This is a genomic window from Candidatus Stoquefichus sp. SB1, from assembly GCF_001244545.1.
In the GTDB taxonomy this organism is placed as follows: Bacteria; Bacillota_I; Bacilli_A; order Erysipelotrichales; family Coprobacillaceae; genus Stoquefichus.
In genome coordinates, this window is the sequence record NZ_LN852695.1 from 736,386 (window position 1) to 756,105 (window position 19,720).

Annotated in this window: 23 protein-coding genes; 22 read left to right on the forward strand and 1 reads right to left on the reverse strand. The window is 30.1% G+C overall.

Features of this window, described 5'->3' with window-relative positions:
• Positions 1 to 54 precede the first annotated feature (54 nt).
• A complete protein-coding gene (locus BN1865_RS11630) occupies positions 55 to 522 on the reverse strand; it encodes a chemotaxis protein CheW (RefSeq protein WP_050637405.1) in 468 nt (155 codons plus the stop codon).
• A 366-nt stretch (positions 523 to 888) separates the two neighbouring features.
• Between BN1865_RS11630 and BN1865_RS11635 the strand changes: the two genes are divergently transcribed.
• From BN1865_RS11635 to BN1865_RS11740, 22 genes are all read left to right on the forward strand, one after another.
• A complete protein-coding gene (locus BN1865_RS11635; protein WP_050637406.1) occupies positions 889 to 1,395 on the forward strand; it encodes an AAA family ATPase in 507 nt (168 codons plus the stop codon).
• Positions 1,396 to 1,460: 65 nt separating this feature from the next.
• Positions 1,461 to 2,018, forward strand: a complete 558-nt coding sequence (locus tag BN1865_RS11640; RefSeq protein WP_050637586.1) for a CDP-alcohol phosphatidyltransferase family protein — start codon at positions 1,461 to 1,463, stop codon at positions 2,016 to 2,018.
• 67 nt (positions 2,019 to 2,085) lie between these two features.
• On the forward strand, positions 2,086 to 3,027 hold the full coding sequence (locus BN1865_RS11645) for an ABC transporter ATP-binding protein (RefSeq protein ID WP_050637407.1): 942 nt from the start codon (positions 2,086 to 2,088) through the stop codon (positions 3,025 to 3,027).
• Positions 3,027 to 3,764, forward strand: coding sequence for an ABC transporter permease (locus tag BN1865_RS11650; protein ID WP_050637408.1), 738 nt, complete (start codon positions 3,027 to 3,029; stop codon positions 3,762 to 3,764). Before BN1865_RS11645 ends, BN1865_RS11650 begins: the two co-directional genes overlap by 1 nt.
• Before the next feature lie 2 nt (positions 3,765 to 3,766).
• On the forward strand, positions 3,767 to 4,705 hold the full coding sequence (locus BN1865_RS11655) for an ABC transporter permease (protein ID WP_232780394.1): 939 nt from the start codon (positions 3,767 to 3,769) through the stop codon (positions 4,703 to 4,705).
• 16 nt (positions 4,706 to 4,721) lie between these two features.
• Positions 4,722 to 7,223, forward strand: coding sequence for a helix-turn-helix transcriptional regulator (locus BN1865_RS11660; RefSeq protein ID WP_050637410.1), 2,502 nt, complete (start codon positions 4,722 to 4,724; stop codon positions 7,221 to 7,223).
• Positions 7,224 to 7,272: 49 nt separating this feature from the next.
• Positions 7,273 to 7,674, forward strand: a complete 402-nt coding sequence (locus BN1865_RS11665) for a hypothetical protein (protein WP_050637411.1) — start codon at positions 7,273 to 7,275, stop codon at positions 7,672 to 7,674.
• Between the two features lie 30 nt (positions 7,675 to 7,704).
• Entirely contained in the window at positions 7,705 to 7,887 is a 183-nt protein-coding gene (locus BN1865_RS11670) for a hypothetical protein (RefSeq protein ID WP_050637412.1), read from the forward strand.
• 103 nt (positions 7,888 to 7,990) lie between these two features.
• Positions 7,991 to 9,508, forward strand: coding sequence for a 2,3-bisphosphoglycerate-independent phosphoglycerate mutase (gpmI, locus tag BN1865_RS11675; protein WP_050637413.1), 1,518 nt, complete (start codon positions 7,991 to 7,993; stop codon positions 9,506 to 9,508).
• Between the two features lie 99 nt (positions 9,509 to 9,607).
• Entirely contained in the window at positions 9,608 to 10,117 is a 510-nt protein-coding gene (locus BN1865_RS11680; protein WP_050637414.1) for a thioredoxin family protein, read from the forward strand.
• 3 nt (positions 10,118 to 10,120) lie between these two features.
• The gene (locus BN1865_RS11685) at positions 10,121 to 10,927 is read left to right on the forward strand and encodes a zinc ribbon domain-containing protein (protein WP_050637415.1); all 807 of its coding nucleotides are present in this window, start codon (positions 10,121 to 10,123) and stop codon (positions 10,925 to 10,927) included.
• A gap of 85 nt (positions 10,928 to 11,012) precedes the next feature.
• Positions 11,013 to 11,801 (forward strand): Cof-type HAD-IIB family hydrolase, encoded by a 789-nt coding sequence (locus BN1865_RS11690; protein ID WP_050637416.1) that lies wholly within the window; start codon positions 11,013 to 11,015, stop codon positions 11,799 to 11,801.
• A complete protein-coding gene (gene hisC, locus BN1865_RS11695) occupies positions 11,801 to 12,859 on the forward strand; it encodes a histidinol-phosphate transaminase (protein ID WP_050637417.1) in 1,059 nt (352 codons plus the stop codon). Before BN1865_RS11690 ends, hisC begins: the two co-directional genes overlap by 1 nt.
• Before the next feature lie 76 nt (positions 12,860 to 12,935).
• On the forward strand, positions 12,936 to 13,580 hold the full coding sequence (gene ppaX, locus BN1865_RS11700; protein WP_050637418.1) for a pyrophosphatase PpaX: 645 nt from the start codon (positions 12,936 to 12,938) through the stop codon (positions 13,578 to 13,580).
• Positions 13,581 to 13,584: 4 nt separating this feature from the next.
• The gene (gene trxB, locus BN1865_RS11705) at positions 13,585 to 14,487 is read left to right on the forward strand and encodes a thioredoxin-disulfide reductase (RefSeq protein ID WP_050637419.1); all 903 of its coding nucleotides are present in this window, start codon (positions 13,585 to 13,587) and stop codon (positions 14,485 to 14,487) included.
• An 87-nt stretch (positions 14,488 to 14,574) separates the two neighbouring features.
• The gene (gene rapZ / locus BN1865_RS11710; protein WP_050637420.1) at positions 14,575 to 15,423 is read left to right on the forward strand and encodes an RNase adapter RapZ; all 849 of its coding nucleotides are present in this window, start codon (positions 14,575 to 14,577) and stop codon (positions 15,421 to 15,423) included.
• Positions 15,424 to 15,435: 12 nt separating this feature from the next.
• On the forward strand, positions 15,436 to 16,383 hold the full coding sequence (gene whiA / locus BN1865_RS11715; RefSeq protein ID WP_050637421.1) for a DNA-binding protein WhiA: 948 nt from the start codon (positions 15,436 to 15,438) through the stop codon (positions 16,381 to 16,383).
• Between the two features lies 1 nt (position 16,384).
• Positions 16,385 to 16,609 carry a helix-turn-helix domain-containing protein gene (locus BN1865_RS11720; protein ID WP_050637422.1) on the forward strand — a complete coding sequence of 75 codons (225 nt, stop codon included), beginning with the start codon at positions 16,385 to 16,387 and terminating at the stop codon, positions 16,607 to 16,609.
• Positions 16,610 to 16,668: 59 nt separating this feature from the next.
• Positions 16,669 to 16,944 carry a hypothetical protein gene (locus BN1865_RS11725; protein ID WP_050637423.1) on the forward strand — a complete coding sequence of 92 codons (276 nt, stop codon included), beginning with the start codon at positions 16,669 to 16,671 and terminating at the stop codon, positions 16,942 to 16,944.
• Positions 16,945 to 16,973: 29 nt separating this feature from the next.
• Positions 16,974 to 18,236: a DUF5050 domain-containing protein gene (locus BN1865_RS11730; RefSeq protein ID WP_050637424.1), complete on the forward strand. Its 1,263-nt coding sequence runs from the start codon at positions 16,974 to 16,976 to the stop codon at positions 18,234 to 18,236.
• Positions 18,236 to 18,592 carry a hypothetical protein gene (locus BN1865_RS11735; RefSeq protein ID WP_050637425.1) on the forward strand — a complete coding sequence of 119 codons (357 nt, stop codon included), beginning with the start codon at positions 18,236 to 18,238 and terminating at the stop codon, positions 18,590 to 18,592. Before BN1865_RS11730 ends, BN1865_RS11735 begins: the two co-directional genes overlap by 1 nt.
• A 77-nt stretch (positions 18,593 to 18,669) precedes the next feature.
• Positions 18,670 to 19,707, forward strand: coding sequence for an endonuclease/exonuclease/phosphatase family protein (locus BN1865_RS11740; RefSeq protein ID WP_198527278.1), 1,038 nt, complete (start codon positions 18,670 to 18,672; stop codon positions 19,705 to 19,707).
• Positions 19,708 to 19,720 lie beyond the last annotated feature (13 nt).

The following is a 19,720-nucleotide window of genomic DNA, read 5'->3' on the forward strand; positions in this document are numbered from 1 at the left end:
TGAGTATCAAAAAAGACCGTGCAACTATATACGGCCTTTTCTACCTCTAAGAACTCAAATAGATTGAGTAATAGCCTCCAATTGGTCGACGCTGAGGATTTTCTGTGTGTTCAATAGTAGTATGACCTTGTTGTCATGCTTAGTAATACCTGTTAGATAAACGCTGTCCAAATCATGAGAGACTTGCGGAGGCTGGAGAATATCTTCATCTGGAATATCAGTGACCTCATTGATACTATCAACAATCATACCCAACAGATGGTCATCAATCTTAATAACAATAATGCACGTATGCTCGTCATAGAATTTTTCTTTTTTCCCCAGGTACAGGCGTATATCGACAACAGGGATGATGTTACCCCGCAGGCTAATAATACCTTTGACATATATTGGGAATTCTGGAATCTCCGTGATTTCCTGGATGCCAATAATCTGCACAACATCAATGCATGAAATGCCAAAAATCTGTTTATCTGTCCAAAAGGTAAGATATTTTCCCTCTATTTCATTGTCTATTGCCATTACAATACCTCCTCATTTTGCCCACCTCAGCTTCATCGCTAAAGCCGCCATATGGGTGGAATTATTAGTTAGATTACGCTATATAATCACGTGGTAAAGAAATGATATATAATATATATTTTATAATACTGTTTAGGATTATGCAAGTTAATAAAACCGAGTGATTTGTTCGCTATATAATATATTATGCATCAGGAAGAATTACTACAATCTTATAACACATATGTCATAATTATGGTTCGGTAGATGGGTGTGGGTGGTGACGATAGTTGGGGGCACCAGTTCTTCCACAATATTGTATTTCAAGTCATAAAGATGTACAATATTTATATATTATTAGTCAATGTGACTAAAGGAGTGTCATAAATGAAGAACCTGATGTTAATAGGTGGAACAATGGGAGTTGGAAAAACAACGACCTGTCAGCAACTCAAATATAAACTTACGAATAGTGTTTTTTTAGATGGTGATTGGTGTTGGGATATGCATCCTTTTATTGTCAATGATGAAACCAAAAGAATGGTAATGAATAATATTATTTATCAATTGAATCAGTTTATAAAATGTTCAGCAATAGAAAATATTATATTCTGCTGGGTAATGCATGAACAATCCATTATTGATGAGATTCTTTCAAGATTAGATTTAACTGATTGTCATGTTTATTGTATATCTTTGGTTTGTCAATCATCAATTTTAACTGAAAGGATTCAAAAGGATATTGATTTAGGTATTAGAAAACAAGAGGTTCTTTCAAAGAGTTTAGAAAGAATGGATATGTATGAAAACCTCCAAACAATCAAAATTGATGTTTCTTCTCTGTCTGTAGAAGAGGCGGCTGATATGATTTTTGCTTTGATAAAGCAAGACTAAGATATTCGTTTGACTTCAACATGTATTTTCCTTATAATAGGGATTATATGAAGGCAGGGACAGTTATGTTTACAAAAAAAGAAATCTTTAGTATACCAAATATATTATGTTATTTTAGAATTGCATTAGTACCAGTATTTTTGTATACCTATTTTAATGCTGAAACGAGTGAAGGACATATGTTGTCAGCGGGAATATTGATACTTTCAAGTTTGAGTGATTTCTTTGATGGTTATATTGCAAGAAAGTATGACATGATTACAGAGTTAGGTAAATTAATTGATCCTGTTGCTGATAAATTAACACAGTTTGTAGTGGCTTGTACATTGATGTATACATATCCTGCTTATGCCTGGTTAGTTGCTATCATTGTTTTAAAAGATGGTATGTTGCTATTTGTGGGATGGTTTATTTATCGTAAGAAAGGTAGACATTTGGCACAGGCGGAGATGCCTGGTAAAATTGCTACAGCAGTTTTCTTTGTTGTTTCTATTTTATTAATTGCTTTCTATATTCCTAATACAACGGTTTCTGCAGTCATGATTTATTCAACTGTTGTATTAATGTTGATTGCGATGATTTATTATGGACAAGGGCTATATTATTTATATAAACAAGATTAAATCAACCTTTTGGTTGATTTCTTTTTTTTAAAATCTTCTATGATAGAGATATCAGGAGGATAAAGGAATGAAGAAAATAGTAGAAGTGTCTGATTTGACAAAAATATTTCAACAGATATGTGTTGTTGATCATATTCATTTTTCAATATATGAAGGAGAAATTCTTTGTTTGTTAGGACCTAATGGTGCTGGGAAAAGTACAACTATTCATATGTTAAGTGGCATTATGAAAAGAGATGCAGGAAAAATGAAATATCTAGGTCAAGATATTCAAGATAATTTGCGACAGTACCAGCAGATTCTGGGATTTGTACCACAAGATATTGCGTTATATGAAAATTTAACGGCACAGGAAAATCTATCTTTTTTTGCTTCGTTGTACGGACTAAGAGGCACTGAACGGAAACAGGCTGTAGAAAAGGCATTAGGGTTTGCTGGCCTAACGAGTCGTCGTCATGATAAAGTGAAAACTTTTTCTGGTGGTATGAAGAGGCGTTTGAATATCGCTTGCGCTATTGCCCATCATCCACAATTTGTTATTATGGATGAACCAACAGTAGGAATTGATCCGCAGTCTCGTAATCATATTCTAACTTCTATTAAAAAATTAAAAGAGGCTGGGATGACAGTTCTTTATACGACCCATTATATGGAAGAGGTCGAAGAAATTTCTGATCGGATTGTGATTATGGATCATGGGAAAATCATAGCTAGTGGGACTAAGGAACAGTTAAAAGAAAATCTTTCTAAGGAAAGGCAGTATATTATTGAATTAAATCATAACCAATCTGTAGATTTAGATGCATTTTATAAAATTATTGGAATCCAAGAAGTAAAGCAAGAGCATTATCAATTACAATTAACAACTTTAAAAGATATTGAAAATCTTAATGCTATTATTGAAGAGTTATTAAAACAAAAACAATGTATTCAAAAAATAACTTTAAATGAAATCAACCTAGAAACAGTTTTTTTGAATTTAACAGGAAGAAAACTGAGGGATAAATAATGAAATATATAAATGTTTTATGGTTAGATATTAAAAATTTATTTACGAATATTGCTTGGCTTTTTTATGGTATTGTTTTTCCTTTATTGTTAATTATTATTTTAGGATATTTAACTCATAATGATTATGGGAATTCAATACGTTCTTATGATTATTATGGTGTGACATTGATTATCTTTTCTATTTTAAATACAGGGACAATTGCTGCTAATAGTTTTATGGAAGATAAAATGAAAATGGGAAACATGCGTATTGTTTTTTCTCCTATTCATCTTTCATGGGTTTATATATCAAAGATTATAGCATCAGCATTTTTTAATCTTATTTGTCATTGTTTTGTTGTGATAATATTACTTATTGGTTTTCAATTAAACTTAGGATTACATATAGGCACTCTATTTATATTAATGATGATTGGTGAATGTTTTGGAGCTACCTTAGGCGTTTGCATATGCTGTGTTTTAAAATCTGAAAGTCTTTGTAATCAAATATTAAGTCTTGTTATTCAATTGGCAGCGGCGTTAGGAGGAGTGTTCTTTTCTTTAGATCGATTCGGAGATATTTTTACGAAATTGAGTTATATTTCACCTATAAAATGGATGATTCAGGCATGCTTTATGTATATTTATGATGGTCAGAGTGGACCGCTTTATTTATGTATGGGGGTACTAATCATTGGAATATTGATATGTCTGTGGGTTTGTCAAAAAACATGGCATGGGGAGGATTGTTTGTGAAAATGTTATTAAAAAATCATTTTTTACGCTTGTGGCAGGATAAAAGAATCTTGTTTTTGTATGCTTTTTTAACAGCTGGAAGTATCATTGTTGCTGTGATGATTTCTTCTCAATCAGCGAAATTTGCTAATGTAGCAGTGATAGATGATAAGCGATTACCAGTTTTGAATGATCAAGATGTAGATATACATTATTTGGATCACATGCCTTTACAGACAGATTTAGTGACTCAAAAATATGATGCATTTATTGAGATGAAAGATCAACTGATTGTACATACATATAAAAATGAAGATTTCAAAAAACAATTATTATTTCTATTAACAACCAATCATGAGCCATTTATGCAAATGGCTCATCAGGGAGAAACAATTTTTGGATTTATGATTATGTTTGTCATGATGCAAGCATTGTTTTATACAACATTATATGGTGAAGATAAAGAAAGTCATATGTTAGAAAGAATACATATCAGTGGTTGTTCATTGTTAAAATATTTATTATCACAATCTATTATTACTATTGTATTATCATGGAGTTCGACTTTTTCTATATTGGTTATTCTTCACATTAGCGGTTTTAATATTGGTTTTTCCTTGTATGAATATGCTTTTTTACTCTCGCTTTTAACACTATTTTCAACAGCTTTTGCTATTTTAATGAATTCTTTATTTGACAAGGAAACAACAAGTTTAAGTGCTTCAGCGATTATTGTATTAAGCTCACTTTTATCTGGGACTTTCTACTCATTTATTAAGGATGATGGTATAATTGGATTATGTATTAATGTTTTGCCCCAAAAAGTTTTGTTGGATTTATCAAAACATCTTACGCATTTTCAACAGTCACAATGGATGGGTTTGGTTTATTTAAGCAGCTTAATTTTTATTTTCTATAGCATTGCTATTGTGAAGGAAAGAAAATCTATGAGTCATCATTGAAATTAGAGGAGCTATCATGAAAAAGAATATCATTATATCAGCAAAATTGAAAAGACCTATTCCAAGAAAGGATTATATTATTAGAAAGCCATTATTTGCTAAATTGGATACAATGGATGAATATACTTTTGTCATGATTGAAGGAGCGGCTGGAAGTGGTAAAACAACATTAATGAGTTCTTACATTGATTATCATCAATTAGAAACGGTTAAATGGTTAACATTAGATAAAAACTTTAATGATCCTTTTTTATTCTTTCAATATTTTATTGAAATGTTTCATGTAGAAATAGATTTAACAGCATATCATTATTTATTAACAGATAACTTTATGAAAGAGAGTCTTTATCAAATTGTGGATATGTTATGTTGTGATTTTCAAAAATTAGAGAAACACTATCTGGTATTGGATAATGTTCATTTTTTGAAAGACTCTTTTTTATGTGAATTGCTAGATATGTTATTTAAGGAATTACCACAACATATTCATGTTATTATGTTAGGAAGGAATTTACCTCAAATTCATTTGAGTCATTATTATGCAAATCATCAAATTTTAACAATTTCATCAGCTGAATTGATTATGAGTGATGAAGAAGCTGAACAATTTTTAACCAAAACACTACATGCTCCTTATAATGGTGAACTGATATATTTAGCTCATGGATGGGTTGCAGCCTTAGCCCTTCTTTACTCGTTTTCGGTGGAATTGCATGACCAAGTCATGCAGATGGATTTATTAGAAGATTATATTGAAAAAGAATTTTTAAAAGAATGGGATACATCTGTTGTAGAATTTATTCAATTAACAGCTGTTTTAGATTTCTTTGATGAAAACTTATGTGAATATCTGTGCCCCCAAATTGCTTTTCAACCCACAATTCAATTATTGATGCACCATCATGTTCTTCTTATACAATTAGATGAAACCACATATACATATCATGATCTTATTAAAGAATATTTTATAAAGAAATTTGAACAAGAAAATAAAAAGCAGAAATCTCAATATTTGGGCCGAGTTGCTCAATATTATGAAAATAAAAAGGATTATGATGAGTGTTTAAAATACTTGTTATGGAAACAGGATTATGAGAAAATGATGGAATTAATTGTACTTATTCCTCAAAATGGTAAGACTCTTGCTTATTTAACAAAAGTACCAGTTGATGAAATTATGAAAAATGCTGATTTTGCTATTCAATATTTCTTTTATTTTTATGTGAATTCAGATGAACTTACATGTCAGAAAATTTATCAGCATACAAGTTCTTATATTCAAGAGTATCCTTCATTAACGGTTTTTAATAATTTGAAATTGTTTGTTGAAGATCGTATTAAAACACGTATCAATCCAATGACATCATTATCAGAAATCATTGATCTGAATTTAAGTGAAGTCACTTTAGCAATCGTTCTTTTAAAAGATATATTTTTACTTTATTTAAAAGATGAAATAGAAATGGCAAAAAAATATATTGCTAAAGCACATGAACTTATACAAAAACATCCTCATAATTATTTGCGATATTTTTATTTTATAACATGTGCACAATTTTATGAGTATTTAGGTGAATATACAGTTTCTATCCATTATTTTAAGCAAGCGTATACTTATTTGTATAGTTCACCTCATTTAGAAATTGGATATTATGTGGGTATAGCAGGAGTCTATATAAAACAGATGTATCTTAAAGAAGCGCAAAGTTGTTTTGATCTGATTGCTGAAAAAGTTGAGAGTCAGCCTCATCGTATGCAAGTAGCTTATTATCATACTTATATACAGTTATTATATTTACAAGAACATTATGAACAGGCAAATCAGTTATGGATAACTTTTTTTGAACAATGTGATCCTTTAGAAATTGTCTATTTAGCACATATATTGCAAATGCGTTATTCGTATCATCAATATGAATTTATCTTTGATTTATTTAAAAAAGAATATCAATTAACAAATTCAGATGAATTGGATAGCGATGCTCATATTCTTTATGCATTGATTGATTATCATCAGCATAAAGAAGAACAAGCACGTCTTTTGCTTGAAAAAACACTTATTTATTGTCGTAAGAAAATGCTACGATTAAATCTCATTGAAATAAATCTTTACCTGATTCTCTATTTTCACCAAAGTTATACTGAAAAAGAAATTGCTGATTTGTGGAAAGAAGCAATTCATTATATCATTAAGGAGCATGTTTATTTACCATTCTGGTTGATTCGTCATGATTTTCATCAGTTTGTTGAAATATGTCATCAATATCAACTTTTTGCATTGATTGATTCACAGGAAAGGTTAATCATTCAATCATTATTACCTCAGCCAATGGTCTTAACAGTGCGTGAAAAGGATGTTATGAAAATGTTGCAAAAAGGATATACCAATAAACAAATTGCTGAAGCATTAAATATTTCATTAGCAACAGTCAAAACACATTTGATTAATATTTTTTCTAAACTTCATGTTAATAATCGGGTTGAAGCTTTAACAAAATATCAGGAAATATATGAATAAACATATATTTCCTATTTTATTTTTAGTATAATGAATACAGGTGATAAGAATGGGAAATAAAAGAGAACTGAAGCAGTTATGTTACATGGAAGCATTAGAAGATAGTGTTGTTTCAGTAGAGATGATTTTAAATAGATTAAATCAGATTGAACAAAAGAAAGGTGTTTTTGATGCGTATATTTTATCTCATGATCGCACAAAGACAATTTTAGATTTAGAACTATCATTAGCGACTTTATGTATTTTATTACGTAAGATGTCTGAAAACTTATTAATTGTGACACCAGAAGAATTAAGAAGAGATATGAATAGTATTATTCATTCTAATCGTTTTGAATATAATCGTTTGGAAGTGATTGTTTATTCTCAAAAGGGAAAAGAACAGGTTGATTTAAATGGATTAATGGCTTTTTGTCATAGAGTTCTTTCAAGTGACAAAGTTCGTAAATGAGATAAGTTATAATCTTCTTGGGTGATGAAAATGAATCTAAGAAAGAATATTGGTATTATAATGATGATGTTAGGTGTATTGTTGACGATTAATCAGGGACAGAGTCAAAATGAGTTTTTAAAACAGATTGAAATGACATTAAAAACATATTGGCCTTTAATCATTAGTTTTATTGGGATTTATATGATTTCAACACCAAAAAGAAGAAGATAGCGGGAATTTGATTCCCTTTTTGTTTTATCGTAAAAAATTACATTATAACTTTATTTTTTGTCTATAATTTTGTATAATGAGCGCATATGGAGGTATATAGAAAATGAAAAAGAGACCAGTGGTTTTATGTATTATGGATGGTTATGGTTTAACTGATAGAGTTGATGGAAATGCAGTCAAGTTAGCGAATACACCATGTTTAGATGATTTAATGGCAATGTATCCAACAACAACTTTAAAAGCAAGTGGAAATGCAGTTGGATTGCCTGAAGGACAAATGGGTAATAGTGAAGTTGGACATTTAAATATTGGAGCGGGAAGAATTGTTTATCAATCTTTAACTCTCATTAATAAAGCTGTTGAAGATGGAACATTTTATACAAATGAAACATTCTTAAAAGCAATTACACATGCAAAAGAAAATAATTCTAAATTACATATTTGGGGATTATTATCAAATGGTGGTGTTCACTCTTCAAATGAACATATTTATGCATTATTAAAATTAGCGAAAGACCAAGGATTAGAAAAAGTTTATGTTCATGCATTTTTAGATGGTAGAGATGTTGCCCCAGATAGTGGAGCAGACTTTGTACAAGAACTTCAAGATAAAATGAATGAAATTGGTGTTGGTCAAATTGCTTCTGTTTCTGGTAGATATTATGCAATGGACAGAGATAAGAGAATGGATCGTGTAGAATTAGCTTATAATGCATTAGTTGGAAAATCAGGTGAAACATATGGTGATCCAGTTCAATATGTTAAAGATTCTTATGCAAAAGAAGTTTATGACGAATTTGTTATTCCAGGATATAATCCAGCAACTGATGGAGCAATTTCAGATAATGATGCTATTATTTTTGCAAACTTCAGACCTGATAGAGCAATTCAAATGTCTAATGTCTTTACTGCTGATGTTTATGAAGACTTTAAACCAACTGATAAACCAAAGAATATTTTCTTTGTATGTATGATGCGTTATGCTGACACTGTTAATGGTGAAATTGCATTCCATTCATTAGATTTAACAAATACTTTAGGTGATTATTTATCAGCTAAAGGAATGAAACAATTAAGAATTGCTGAAACTGAAAAATATGCCCATGTGACATTCTTCATGGATGGTGGTGTAGATAAGGAAATTGATGGAGCAACACGTGTTTTAATTAATTCACCAAAAGTTGCAACATATGATTTACAACCAGAAATGAGTGCGTATGAAGTCAAAGACGCATTAATTGCTGAATTAGATAAAGATATTTATGATGTTGTTATTGTGAACTTTGCAAACTGTGATATGGTTGGACATACTGGTATTATTCCAGCAGCGATTAAAGCAGTTAGTGTTGTTGATGAATGTGTTGGTGAAGTTTATGAAAAAGTTCTTGAATTAGGTGGAACAATGTTAATTACTGCTGATCATGGTAATAGTGAGAAATTGTTAGATGAGGAAAATAATCCATTTACTGCTCATACAACAAATCTTGTTCCATTAATTGTAACAAATACACATTTAGATTTAAAAGAAGATGGAAAATTAGGAGATTTAGCTCCAACTATCTTACAGTTATTAGGATTAGCAATTCCTGCTGAAATGACTGGTGAAAGTCTATTGAAATAAGCGATGTATATATCGCTTTTTCTTTTACAAAGATAATCTATGGTTACTTCTTTCCTTTTTGAAGAGTTTATGATATATTTAAAAAAATGGAGTGATTCAATGAAAAAAATAATGTATTGGCTATTGAGTTTGTTTTTATTAGTAGGATGTTCACAAACTTCAGTAGAAAAGATAAAAATAAATGGCATTGTGCCTATTCAGTATCAAGAGTTAATACAGAATTTAAATTCAGATGTTAAATTTATATTATATATTGGTAGACCTGATTGTGGTGATTGTCAGGAATTTTATCCAATATTAGAAGATTATATCAATCAGCATGAAGGAACAGGCATTTATTATTTAAATATTAAAGCGTTTAGAGATCGTGCCAAAGAAGCAGATGCAAGTCAGGAAGAAAAAGATTTTTATGAAAATTTATATCATGAATTGCATTTTGACTGGACACCAACAATCCATATTATTTCTCAAGGAAAGTTTGTCAAAACTTATCAATATCTTGATGAAGAATATTTTAATATAAGTGATAGAGAAAAACAAAAAAAACGCCGACAAGAATTTTTAGATGAATTTGTTGTGTTTATGGATGCATATTTTAAGGAGGATTAAACCATGAAGAAATGTCCAAGATGTGGATATGATGTGAAAGATGATGAAAAGTTTTGTCCACACTGTGGGTTAGATTTACAAGATCGTTATAGAGCGATTAAACCTAAAAATAAATCAATGACATATTTATTATATGTGATTATCTTTTTCTCATTTATTACAATACCATTATTATATAGTCGTTTTTTAAATGATGTGAGTGAGAATTTTGTTCAGTCATCAGATAAGAAAGTAGAATTAAAGAAAATGACTGATGAAAAGCCAACAGGGTTATTTGCGTCTTTTGATACATTGGCTGATTTTAAGAATCAGTTTACAAATGTTGATGGGATCGTTGAATCAATTACGCAAAAAGAAAATGAACTTCTTGCAAAAGGAAATTACGTATATGATAAATCATATAGTATTCAGGTTTTAGATAATTATGATATTTTATATCGTTTTATTTATACTGCCCAAATTAATGAACAATTAAGTTTACAAATAGAACGTAAATATGATCGAGGTCATACTTATAATACAGAAATTGTGACATTAAAGAAAACAGGTGCAAAGACTTTTGAACAATTGTTTTTAACTAATGAAGAAAAAGCAATTATGCATCAGTTTATAGGTGATGAAGATGTCACTGAAAAATTAATTGCTGATTTTTCTAAACGACAGGATGAATTTGAAAAGAAAAAGAAAACATTAGGACATTATGGAATTGGAAATTATAATGGACAATCTTCTTTTGTGGCATATAGACAACAGGACAGTTATTATTCTGAACTAAAATATAGTCATGAATTAAGTGATTACATGAGTTAAGCAAACATTCGTTTGCTTTTTTCAATTATTATCTTTGTTTTTATTTTGATATTCGCTATAATGTATAAAAAGTGAGGTGGGGGATTTGAAGATTTTATTTAGTGATATGGATGGAACATTGATTGATCATAATATGAGTATTTCTGATCAAAATATTAAGAAGATGAAGGAATTAAGAGAACAAGGTCATTTGATTGCTTTATGTACAGGAAGAAATCTAATGGAAACAAGACAGATTACAGATTATATTGATTTTCCATTTGATTATCTTGTTTTAAATAATGGAGGACATATTTTAAATAAAAATTATGAGACTTTATTTGAAAAGAAAATAGATAAAAAAATTGGGATTGATATCCTTAAACATACAACAAGTTATCCTGGGATGTGGTCATTCTTTTGTGATGGGAATGTGAATTATGGATATAAAGATGGTATCACGATTAATCATGGAAGTGTTGATAAAGAAGTGATTGATATTGATTTTATAGATGCTTTTAAAGAGGCTGATCATTTTCAAATTATTGCATTTAATCAGGATGATGAAGGTGTTGAAGATGCCAAGGTATGTTTTGATTATATTCAACAACAATATGGGGATTATGTTGAAGCGTATTTTAATACCCATTATGTAGATGTGGTTCCTAGTGGCTGTTCAAAAGGAACAGGTGTTTTAAAACTTTTAGAATTGATATCTGAAACAGTAGATGAAGTTTATGCGATTGGGGATTCGTATAATGATTTATCAATGTTAGAAGTAGCAAATTATGGCTATACATTTTATCATGCACATGATGATATTAAAAATGCGACACCATATCATGTTGATTATGTTTATGAAGTGATTGAAGATATGTTAGGGGGAAGAAAATAATGAGTTGGCAAGATAAATTAAGAAATGTGGAACCATATCAGGCTGGAGAACAGCCCCAAATTAAAAATTTAATTAAACTCAATACAAATGAAAATCCATATGATCCAGGGACAAAAGTGAAGCAGGCTATTTTAGATTTTGATTCATCGTTGTTACCACTTTATCCACGTCCTGATGCGGATGAGTTAAAACATAGCTTAGCATTGTATCATGGACTTGCAGATGATCAGGTCTTTATAGGAAATGGTTCTGATGAAGTTTTGGCATTGACTTTTTTAACATGTTTTAATGGGGAAAAGCCAGTCTTGTTCCCTGATATTAGTTATTCTTTTTATCCGGTTTATTGTGAATTATATGGTATCAATTATCATAAAGTTCCATTAAATGAACAATTAGAAATTGTTAAAGAAGACTATTATCAGGAAAATAGTGGGATTATTTTTCCTAATCCCAATGCGCCAACGGGATTGCTTGTCACAAGTGAATTGATTGAAGATATTTTAAAACATAATAGTGAGAGTATTGTCGTAATTGATGAAGCTTATATTGATTTTGGTGGAGAAAGTGTTGTACCACTTTTAAAGAAATATCCAAATCTTTTAATTACTCAAACTTTTTCAAAGTTTAGATCTTTAGCTGGTATACGCCTTGGTGTTGCATTAGGAAATACAGAAATTATTTCTAAATTGTATGATGTGAAGAATTCTTTTAATTCTTATCCAATTGATAGTTTAGCTCAGGTCATTGGTCTGGCAAGTATTGAGGATAGTGATTATATTCATGATAATGCAAAAAAGATTATAGAAACAAGAGAGTATACAAAAAAAGAACTAAAGGCACTTGGCTTTGTTATGCCTGATTCATATGCTAATTTTATCTTTGTTAAGCACCCTCAATATGATGCAAAAGATTTATTTATTAAATTAAGGGAAAGAGGAATCTTAGTTCGTTATTTTGATAAACCGAGAATTGATCAATATTTAAGAGTAACTATTGGAACTCAAAAACAAATGGAAACATTTGTTCAAGTGATAAAAGAAATTTTAAGCCTTCTTTAAAGAAGGTTTTCTTATGGGTATATATATTTGAGAATGAATATGAATATGTTATAATGAGAAACGTTAGGAGATATTTATGAAGAAAGATTTAGCTGTTATATTTGATTTGGATGGAACATTGTTAAATACTGATTTGTTAATTAGAAAATCTTTTGAACATGTTTTTCAACATTATAAACCTGATTATAAGTTAAGTGATGAAGAACATCTCTCTTTTTTAGGACCAACTTTAAAAGATACTTTTGAAAGATATTTCCCAGAGTCAATGACAGAGGAGTTAATCGAATATTATCGTGAATATAATCATAGTCATCATGCATTATATGTCACAATTTATCCAACTGTCAAAGATACTTTAGAATATTTAAAAAATCACAACTATCCACTTGGAGTTGTGACAACAAAATATTCACAGGCTGCCTATATAGGATTAGATTTGTTTAATTTAAGACAATATTTTGATATTGTTTTAGGAATGGATCATGTCAGCAATGTGAAACCTGATCCAGAGGGAATTTTAAGAGTTATGCAAGAAACAAATTGTAAAAAAGCTCTCTATATTGGTGATAATACAAGTGATATCTTAGCAGGAAAGAATGCAGGTGTTTACACAGCAGGTGTGAAATGGACACCAAAAGGAACGCAAGATATGGAAAAATTGAATCCTGATTTGATGATTCATCAAATGGATGACATAATTGAATTTATAGAAAGGGTGTAAAAATATGACTGATTTAATTGTAATTGGAGCTGGTCCAGCAGGATTGACAGCGGCTTTATATGCAACACGTGCTGGAGCAAGTGCGATTGTTTTAGATGGAGGAGCACCAGGTGGTAAATTGAATTTAACTGCTGAAATTGAAAATTATCCAGGAGTGATTCAAAAAGGACCAGAATTGGCTTATTCTATGTATGAACAATGCTTATCTTTTGGTGCTCAATATGAGTATGGTGAAGTGACACAGATAGAAGATAAGGGTGAGCATAAAATTGTTCATGCTGGAGAAAAAACTTATGAGGCTCAGTATGTCTTTATTGCAACTGGTACAAAAGAGCGTCATATGGGAATCCCTGGCGAAGAGGAAATGAGTGGTCGAGGTGTTTCTTATTGTGCTGTTTGTGATGGACCATTCTTTAAAAATAAGACCGTTTGTGTTGTTGGGGGTGGCAATAGTGCCATTGAGGAATCTATCTATTTAAGTGATATTGTTGAAAAAGTGCATGTTATTGTACGTCGTGATGTGTTACGTGCTGATCAATATTTAATTTCAAAATTAAATCAAAAGGATAATATTGAGATGCATTATTTAAAGAAACCAGTATCAATTGAAGTAACTGATAATAAGGTAAGTGGATTGGTTGTTGCTGATTCAAAGAGTGGAGAATTATCAACCATTCCAACAAATGGAATTTTCCCATTTATTGGATTAGATCCAATGAGTGGTTTTGTTAAGGATTTAGGGATTGTTAATGAACAAGGTTATATTGAAGTTGATGAAAATCAGGAGACAAGTGTGAAAGGTATTTTTGCTGGTGGAGATGTGACAGCAAAGCATTTACGTCAAGTTGTGACTGCAACAAATGATGGAGCCATCGCGGGTCAATATATTGCATCATTATTGAAGTAAAGAAAGATGAAAGTCTTTCTTTTTTGAATAAAAAGAGTACACTTATGGTTGGTTTTTTGATATAGTATTGTAAAGGAGGATGAGAGTATGGATAAGATAGAGGTTGTAATTGTAACAGGAATGTCAGGTGCTGGGAAAACACAGGCAATGGCGATATTTGAAAATATGGAGTATCGTTGTATTGATAATTATCCAGTGGCTTTATTAAAAGAATTTGGAGATTTGTTAAGAACATCTACAAAGTATTCTAAGGTGGCTATGGCAGTGTCTTTAGGAGATGCTATTTTAGCAATTAGAGTTCTTTCTAATATGGATTGGGTAGATTTAACTGTGATTTTTCTAGATTGTGAAGATGAAGTGCTTCTTTCTCGTTATAAACAGACAAGACGTTCTCATCCACTGATGATTAGTAATGTTGCTTCTTCTTTAACTGAAGCAATTGAGTTTGAAAGAGAAATGGCTGATCCAATTAGTAAACTCGCAAATATTGTTATTGATACAACATTATTAAAACCAACAAAATTACAAGATAAATTAGAAATTTATTTTCATAAAGGAAATCAAAATACTTTTAGAGTCTCTTTTGTTTCATTTGGTTATAAACATGGTGTTCCTCGAGATGCTGATTTATTATTAGATGTCCGTTTTTTACCAAATCCTTTTTATATTGAAGAATTACGTAGTCAAACTGGTAATGACAAGGCTGTTTATGATTATGTAATGAATCAACCAGAAACAACAGAGTTTATTGAAAAAACAATTACTTATTATGATTATTTATTAAAGAAATATGAAGAAGAAGGAAAAATGCAGATGATTATTGGGATTGGATGTACTGGTGGACAACATCGTTCAGTAACACTCACAAATTATTTTGCAGAATATTATTCACAATTTTATCAGGTTTATAAATGGCATAGAGATGCCGATCATTAAGGAGGGAAAAGTGTGATATCTTTTTCTAGAGTTGTAAAGGAAGAAATTGTATTTAATGATTTTAATAAAGAATGTGAAAAAGCAATTCTATGTGCCATGATTAAAATTGTTGGAACACTTTCATTAAATCAATCTGGATTGTCATTGACTTTACGTACTGAGAATGCAAAGATAGCTTCTAAATTGCATAAATTATTAAAAGATCTTTATCAGCCACATATTGAATTTCGTGTGTCTAGAAAAATGAAATTAAAGAAAAATAATGTTTATATGTTAATGGTTTCTAAGGCAAGAGAAATTTTAGAAGATCTTCATTTAATGGAGGGAATAGGATTACAGAGTATTCCTGATGCTGTTTTACTGAAAACTGATGAACAAAAGCGAGCATATTTAGCAGGGGTGTTTTTGGCATGTGGCAGTGTGAATAATCCTGATACTTCTAATTACCATTTAGAAATGAATGTGAATGAAGAAGATTATGCTTTATTTATTGAAGAATTAATGAATCATTATGAATTAAATGCTAAAATGATTAAACGTCGTAATAAATATGTTGTCTATATTAAATCAGCTGAAAAGATAGGAGATTTTTTACGGGCTATTGGAGCGTCACAGTCAGTCATGGATTTTGAAATGACAAGGATTGATCGTTCAATGGCAAATACAGTGAATCGCTGGAATAATTGTGATATTGCTAATGAGATGAAAGCAATGAGTGCTTCAACTGCTCAAATAGAGGATATTGCTTATGTTATTGATAAAGCTGGAATTGAAATATTGGATGATAAGACAAGAGTGGTTGCACTTTTGCGTTTAGAAAATCCGGAGTTAACACTTAATGAATTAGCGGATGCCTATTTACAGCAAACCGGACAGACAATTAGTAAATCTGGATTGCATCATCGTTTTAAGAAAATTAAGGAAGAGGCACAAAAATTACGTCAAATGGAGAATGATTAATATGGAAGATATTAACATGAAATTTGGAAGAAGGATTAAGGAATTAAGACTTATTCAAAACATTTCTCAGGAGGAATTAGGGTTTCGTTGTCAGCTTTCTAAAAATTATGTTTCTGATGTGGAAAGAGGAACGAGGAATGTTTCCTTAAAAGTTATTGAAAAATTTGCTTTGGGATTAAAAGTTCCGCTCTATTATTTATTTAAATGGCATGATGATGAGGAATAAGTTCATTTATAGTTTATATTTGTCATATAGACTAAGTATATTGAAAAAGGAGAATATATATGGGATATAGTTTTATCTATTTATTTTGCATATTAATATTATTAATGTTAGCACTCAGATTCTTTTTGCCATTTTTTATATATTTATTTCCAGTCTTAATTATTATCTGGATTTTAAAAATATTATTTGGGCGTAAAAGACGTCATCAATCAACATCTTCAAGTGATAGAGAATATTATGAATCTATCTATAAAGATGATCAGCCAACTGATCCTAATGTGATAGATGTAGATTATAAAGTTGTTGATGAAGAGGAAGAAGATAACACACATTAAGGTGTGTTTTGAATAAAGGGGGATAAAAAATGATTTGTCCAAGATGTAAAACAGAGGTTAATGATGATATGAATTTCTGTCCACAATGTGGTATGAAAATAGACAGATGTCCGCAGTGTGGTCAGCCAGTTATCACTGGTGCAAAATATTGTTCACATTGTGGTGCTAATATTCAACAACCAACAAAAACAAGTCGCCTTGATGGTTACTATGAACCATTAAGTGAAAATAAGCATACTGATGAACCTGAACAAAAAGAAGTATTTCAGGATGTTCCAGTGAATAAAAAGGTCAATAAGAAAGTGATTATTATTTCGGTATCTATTCTTGTTATTGCAAGTGTGCTTTCTTATATTTATATTTATCATGGACCATCATTCAATCTTCAGCAAAATCAACAAGAAACCAGAAAAGTAGAAGCAATGACAATCGGTGGTCAAACAAGTTTTTCAACACATACTGGTAATATTAATCAAAATGGAACAGTTTATCAGACAGATAATAAGATATATATGTGTGATGATAATGGATATCTTATCAGTATGGATAAGAATTTAGAAAATAAAAAGACACTGGTATCTGAAGCATGTCAATATATTAATGTTGTAGACAATACCATTTATTATACTAATAAAAATAATGTTCTCTGTCAGGTTTCAACTGATGGTGGGAATCAAAAAGTTGTACTTAATCAAAAGGTTTATTATGTTGTTGTCAAAAACAATAAAATTTATTATCAGTTAGATGAAGATAATGAATCTATTTATGTATATGATTTAAAAACAAATCAAGCAACTCAATTGAATAAACGTCATTCATATAATTTAAATGTATTAGATGATTATATTTATTTTACAAGTGATGATGGGATTTATCGAATGGGAATTAATGGACAAGGTGAAGAGAAATTATTAAGTGGTAAAATTTATAACCTTATCTATCAAAATGAGAAATTATATTATTTAACGAGTGATAAAAAGATTCAGTCTTATGATATCAATAGTAAAGAAGTAACTGATATGACACAACAAAGTGCTATGTTAATCAATATGAATGATCAGTATTTATTCTTTTATTCTGGTGATTATAATGTTATGCGTTATGATCTAAAGACAAAGCAAACACAAAAATTATATAGTGGTATTGTTCAAAGTGGACAAGTTATTGGTGATAAACTTATTTTAAATACTGGAATGAAAAATTCAAAGACTGGACAATATCAGGTTATTATGGATTTTAATGGCGAACAGCAACAAAGACTATTTGTGGATAGTAGTGGAGATTATATTTAATGGTTGTTGTATTGGTTGCAGCAAGATATCAACAGATATTAAAGTGGTTGCAGGCAACATCTTTTCAAGATATTAATTCTATTCATCTGATGAAACGAAATGGTCCTAAAGTTTATTTATATATTGATACACAACTTTCTTTTTACAACATTATTAAAGTATTTCATCAATGTATTCATCAAAATGGTGGTATGAATTATGTTTATCAGTTCTATAGTATTTATAATGGGATGATAGATTATAATGATTATTTGAATCAATCAACAAAAGATACAATGCCTTATTATTGTTGTCAGCATAAAGATATTACTGATGATGAGATAGAAAATATGAGAAAACAATTAGGTTTATTTTGAATAAACCTTTTTTTGTTACCAATTTGTTTAAATAATTTGTATAATAAGAAAAAGGAATGATAAAAATGAAAAAAGGAATGAAAAGAGTATTTATTGGATTATTAGTTGTTGTTTGTCTTGTGGCAGCAGTGTTAGGGTTTTATACAGTCATGGAATATCGACCTGATGCGATAGAAACAATTACAGCTATGAGTGGAAATCAGAAACTCTCCTTACAAGAGACACTTACAATTTTAACAATGAATACAGGTTATGCAGGACTTGATGAAACACAAGATTTCTTTATGGATGGTGGAGATAAAGTACGACCTGAAAGTGAAGAGGATATTCAAAATAATTTGCAAGGAATCAGCAATATTCTTAAAAAATATCAATCAGATATATATTTTTTACAAGAAGTTGATTTGAATTCAAAGCGTTCTTATTTTGTTGATGAACAGAAGTTTTATGAAAAACAATTAGGCATACCAAGTTTATTTGCTAAGAATTTTCAATGTACCTATGTTCCATATCCATGGCCACCTATTGGAAAGGTTACAAGTGGTATTATGACAATGAGTCAATATCAAGTTCATGAAGCATCACGTATTGCTTTACCTGAATCTTTTTCTTGGCCTATTAAGACAGCCAATTTGAAACGCTGTATGTTAGAGGCAAGATTACCAATTGAAGGTAGTGATAAGGAACTTGTTTTGATTAATTTTCATTTAGAAGCTTATGATAGTGGAGAAGGAAAGATAGCTCAAACACGAATGCTTGCTGAGAAATTAAGTGAAGAGTATGCAAAAGGAAATTATGTGATTGCTGGTGGTGATTTTAATCAAACTTTTGAAGGTGTAAAAGAGTACCCTGTTGTGAATCAGGATACATGGGTACCAGGAGTTATTTCTAATAATGATTTACCAGAACATTTTGAATTTGCTATTGATGATACATATCCAACATGTCGATTGTTAAATCAGCCATATACTGGAAGTTATGAAACATCACAAGTTTATATAATTGATGGATTTATTGTTTCGGATAATATTGAGGTTATTAAGGTAGAAAATAAAAATGTTGATTTTACTTATTCTGATCATCAGCCAGTATCATTAGAAGTTAAATTAAAATAAATTTAGTCTTTCT

Excerpts from the sequence above, each read along its gene's own strand:
- BN1865_RS11660 (WP_050637410.1), top strand. The coding sequence starts at position 4,722 with ATGAAAAAGAATATCATTATATCAGCAAAATTGAAAAGACCTATTCCA.
- BN1865_RS11645 (WP_050637407.1), top strand. The coding sequence starts at position 2,086 with ATGAAGAAAATAGTAGAAGTGTCTGATTTGACAAAAATATTTCAACAG.
- gpmI (WP_050637413.1), top strand. The coding sequence starts at position 7,991 with ATGAAAAAGAGACCAGTGGTTTTATGTATTATGGATGGTTATGGTTTA.
- BN1865_RS11640 (WP_050637586.1), top strand. The coding sequence starts at position 1,461 with ATGTTTACAAAAAAAGAAATCTTTAGTATACCAAATATATTATGTTAT.
- BN1865_RS11740 (WP_198527278.1), top strand. The coding sequence starts at position 18,670 with ATGAAAAGAGTATTTATTGGATTATTAGTTGTTGTTTGTCTTGTGGCA.
- BN1865_RS11685 (WP_050637415.1), top strand. The coding sequence starts at position 10,121 with ATGAAGAAATGTCCAAGATGTGGATATGATGTGAAAGATGATGAAAAG.
- BN1865_RS11730 (WP_050637424.1), top strand. The coding sequence starts at position 16,974 with ATGATTTGTCCAAGATGTAAAACAGAGGTTAATGATGATATGAATTTC.
- trxB (WP_050637419.1), top strand. The coding sequence starts at position 13,585 with ATGACTGATTTAATTGTAATTGGAGCTGGTCCAGCAGGATTGACAGCG.
- BN1865_RS11735 (WP_050637425.1), top strand. The coding sequence starts at position 18,236 with ATGGTTGTTGTATTGGTTGCAGCAAGATATCAACAGATATTAAAGTGG.
- BN1865_RS11655 (WP_232780394.1), top strand. The coding sequence starts at position 3,767 with ATGTTATTAAAAAATCATTTTTTACGCTTGTGGCAGGATAAAAGAATC.
- BN1865_RS11670 (WP_050637412.1), top strand. The coding sequence starts at position 7,705 with ATGAATCTAAGAAAGAATATTGGTATTATAATGATGATGTTAGGTGTA.
- BN1865_RS11635 (WP_050637406.1), top strand. The coding sequence starts at position 889 with ATGAAGAACCTGATGTTAATAGGTGGAACAATGGGAGTTGGAAAAACA.
- BN1865_RS11665 (WP_050637411.1), top strand. The coding sequence starts at position 7,273 with ATGGGAAATAAAAGAGAACTGAAGCAGTTATGTTACATGGAAGCATTA.
- ppaX (WP_050637418.1), top strand. The coding sequence starts at position 12,936 with ATGAAGAAAGATTTAGCTGTTATATTTGATTTGGATGGAACATTGTTA.
- BN1865_RS11650 (WP_050637408.1), top strand. The coding sequence starts at position 3,027 with ATGAAATATATAAATGTTTTATGGTTAGATATTAAAAATTTATTTACG.
- hisC (WP_050637417.1), top strand. The coding sequence starts at position 11,801 with ATGAGTTGGCAAGATAAATTAAGAAATGTGGAACCATATCAGGCTGGA.
- BN1865_RS11720 (WP_050637422.1), top strand. The coding sequence starts at position 16,385 with ATGGAAGATATTAACATGAAATTTGGAAGAAGGATTAAGGAATTAAGA.
- BN1865_RS11680 (WP_050637414.1), top strand. The coding sequence starts at position 9,608 with ATGAAAAAAATAATGTATTGGCTATTGAGTTTGTTTTTATTAGTAGGA.
- BN1865_RS11630 (WP_050637405.1), bottom strand. The coding sequence starts at position 522 with ATGGCAATAGACAATGAAATAGAGGGAAAATATCTTACCTTTTGGACA.
- rapZ (WP_050637420.1), top strand. The coding sequence starts at position 14,575 with ATGGATAAGATAGAGGTTGTAATTGTAACAGGAATGTCAGGTGCTGGG.
- BN1865_RS11725 (WP_050637423.1), top strand. The coding sequence starts at position 16,669 with ATGGGATATAGTTTTATCTATTTATTTTGCATATTAATATTATTAATG.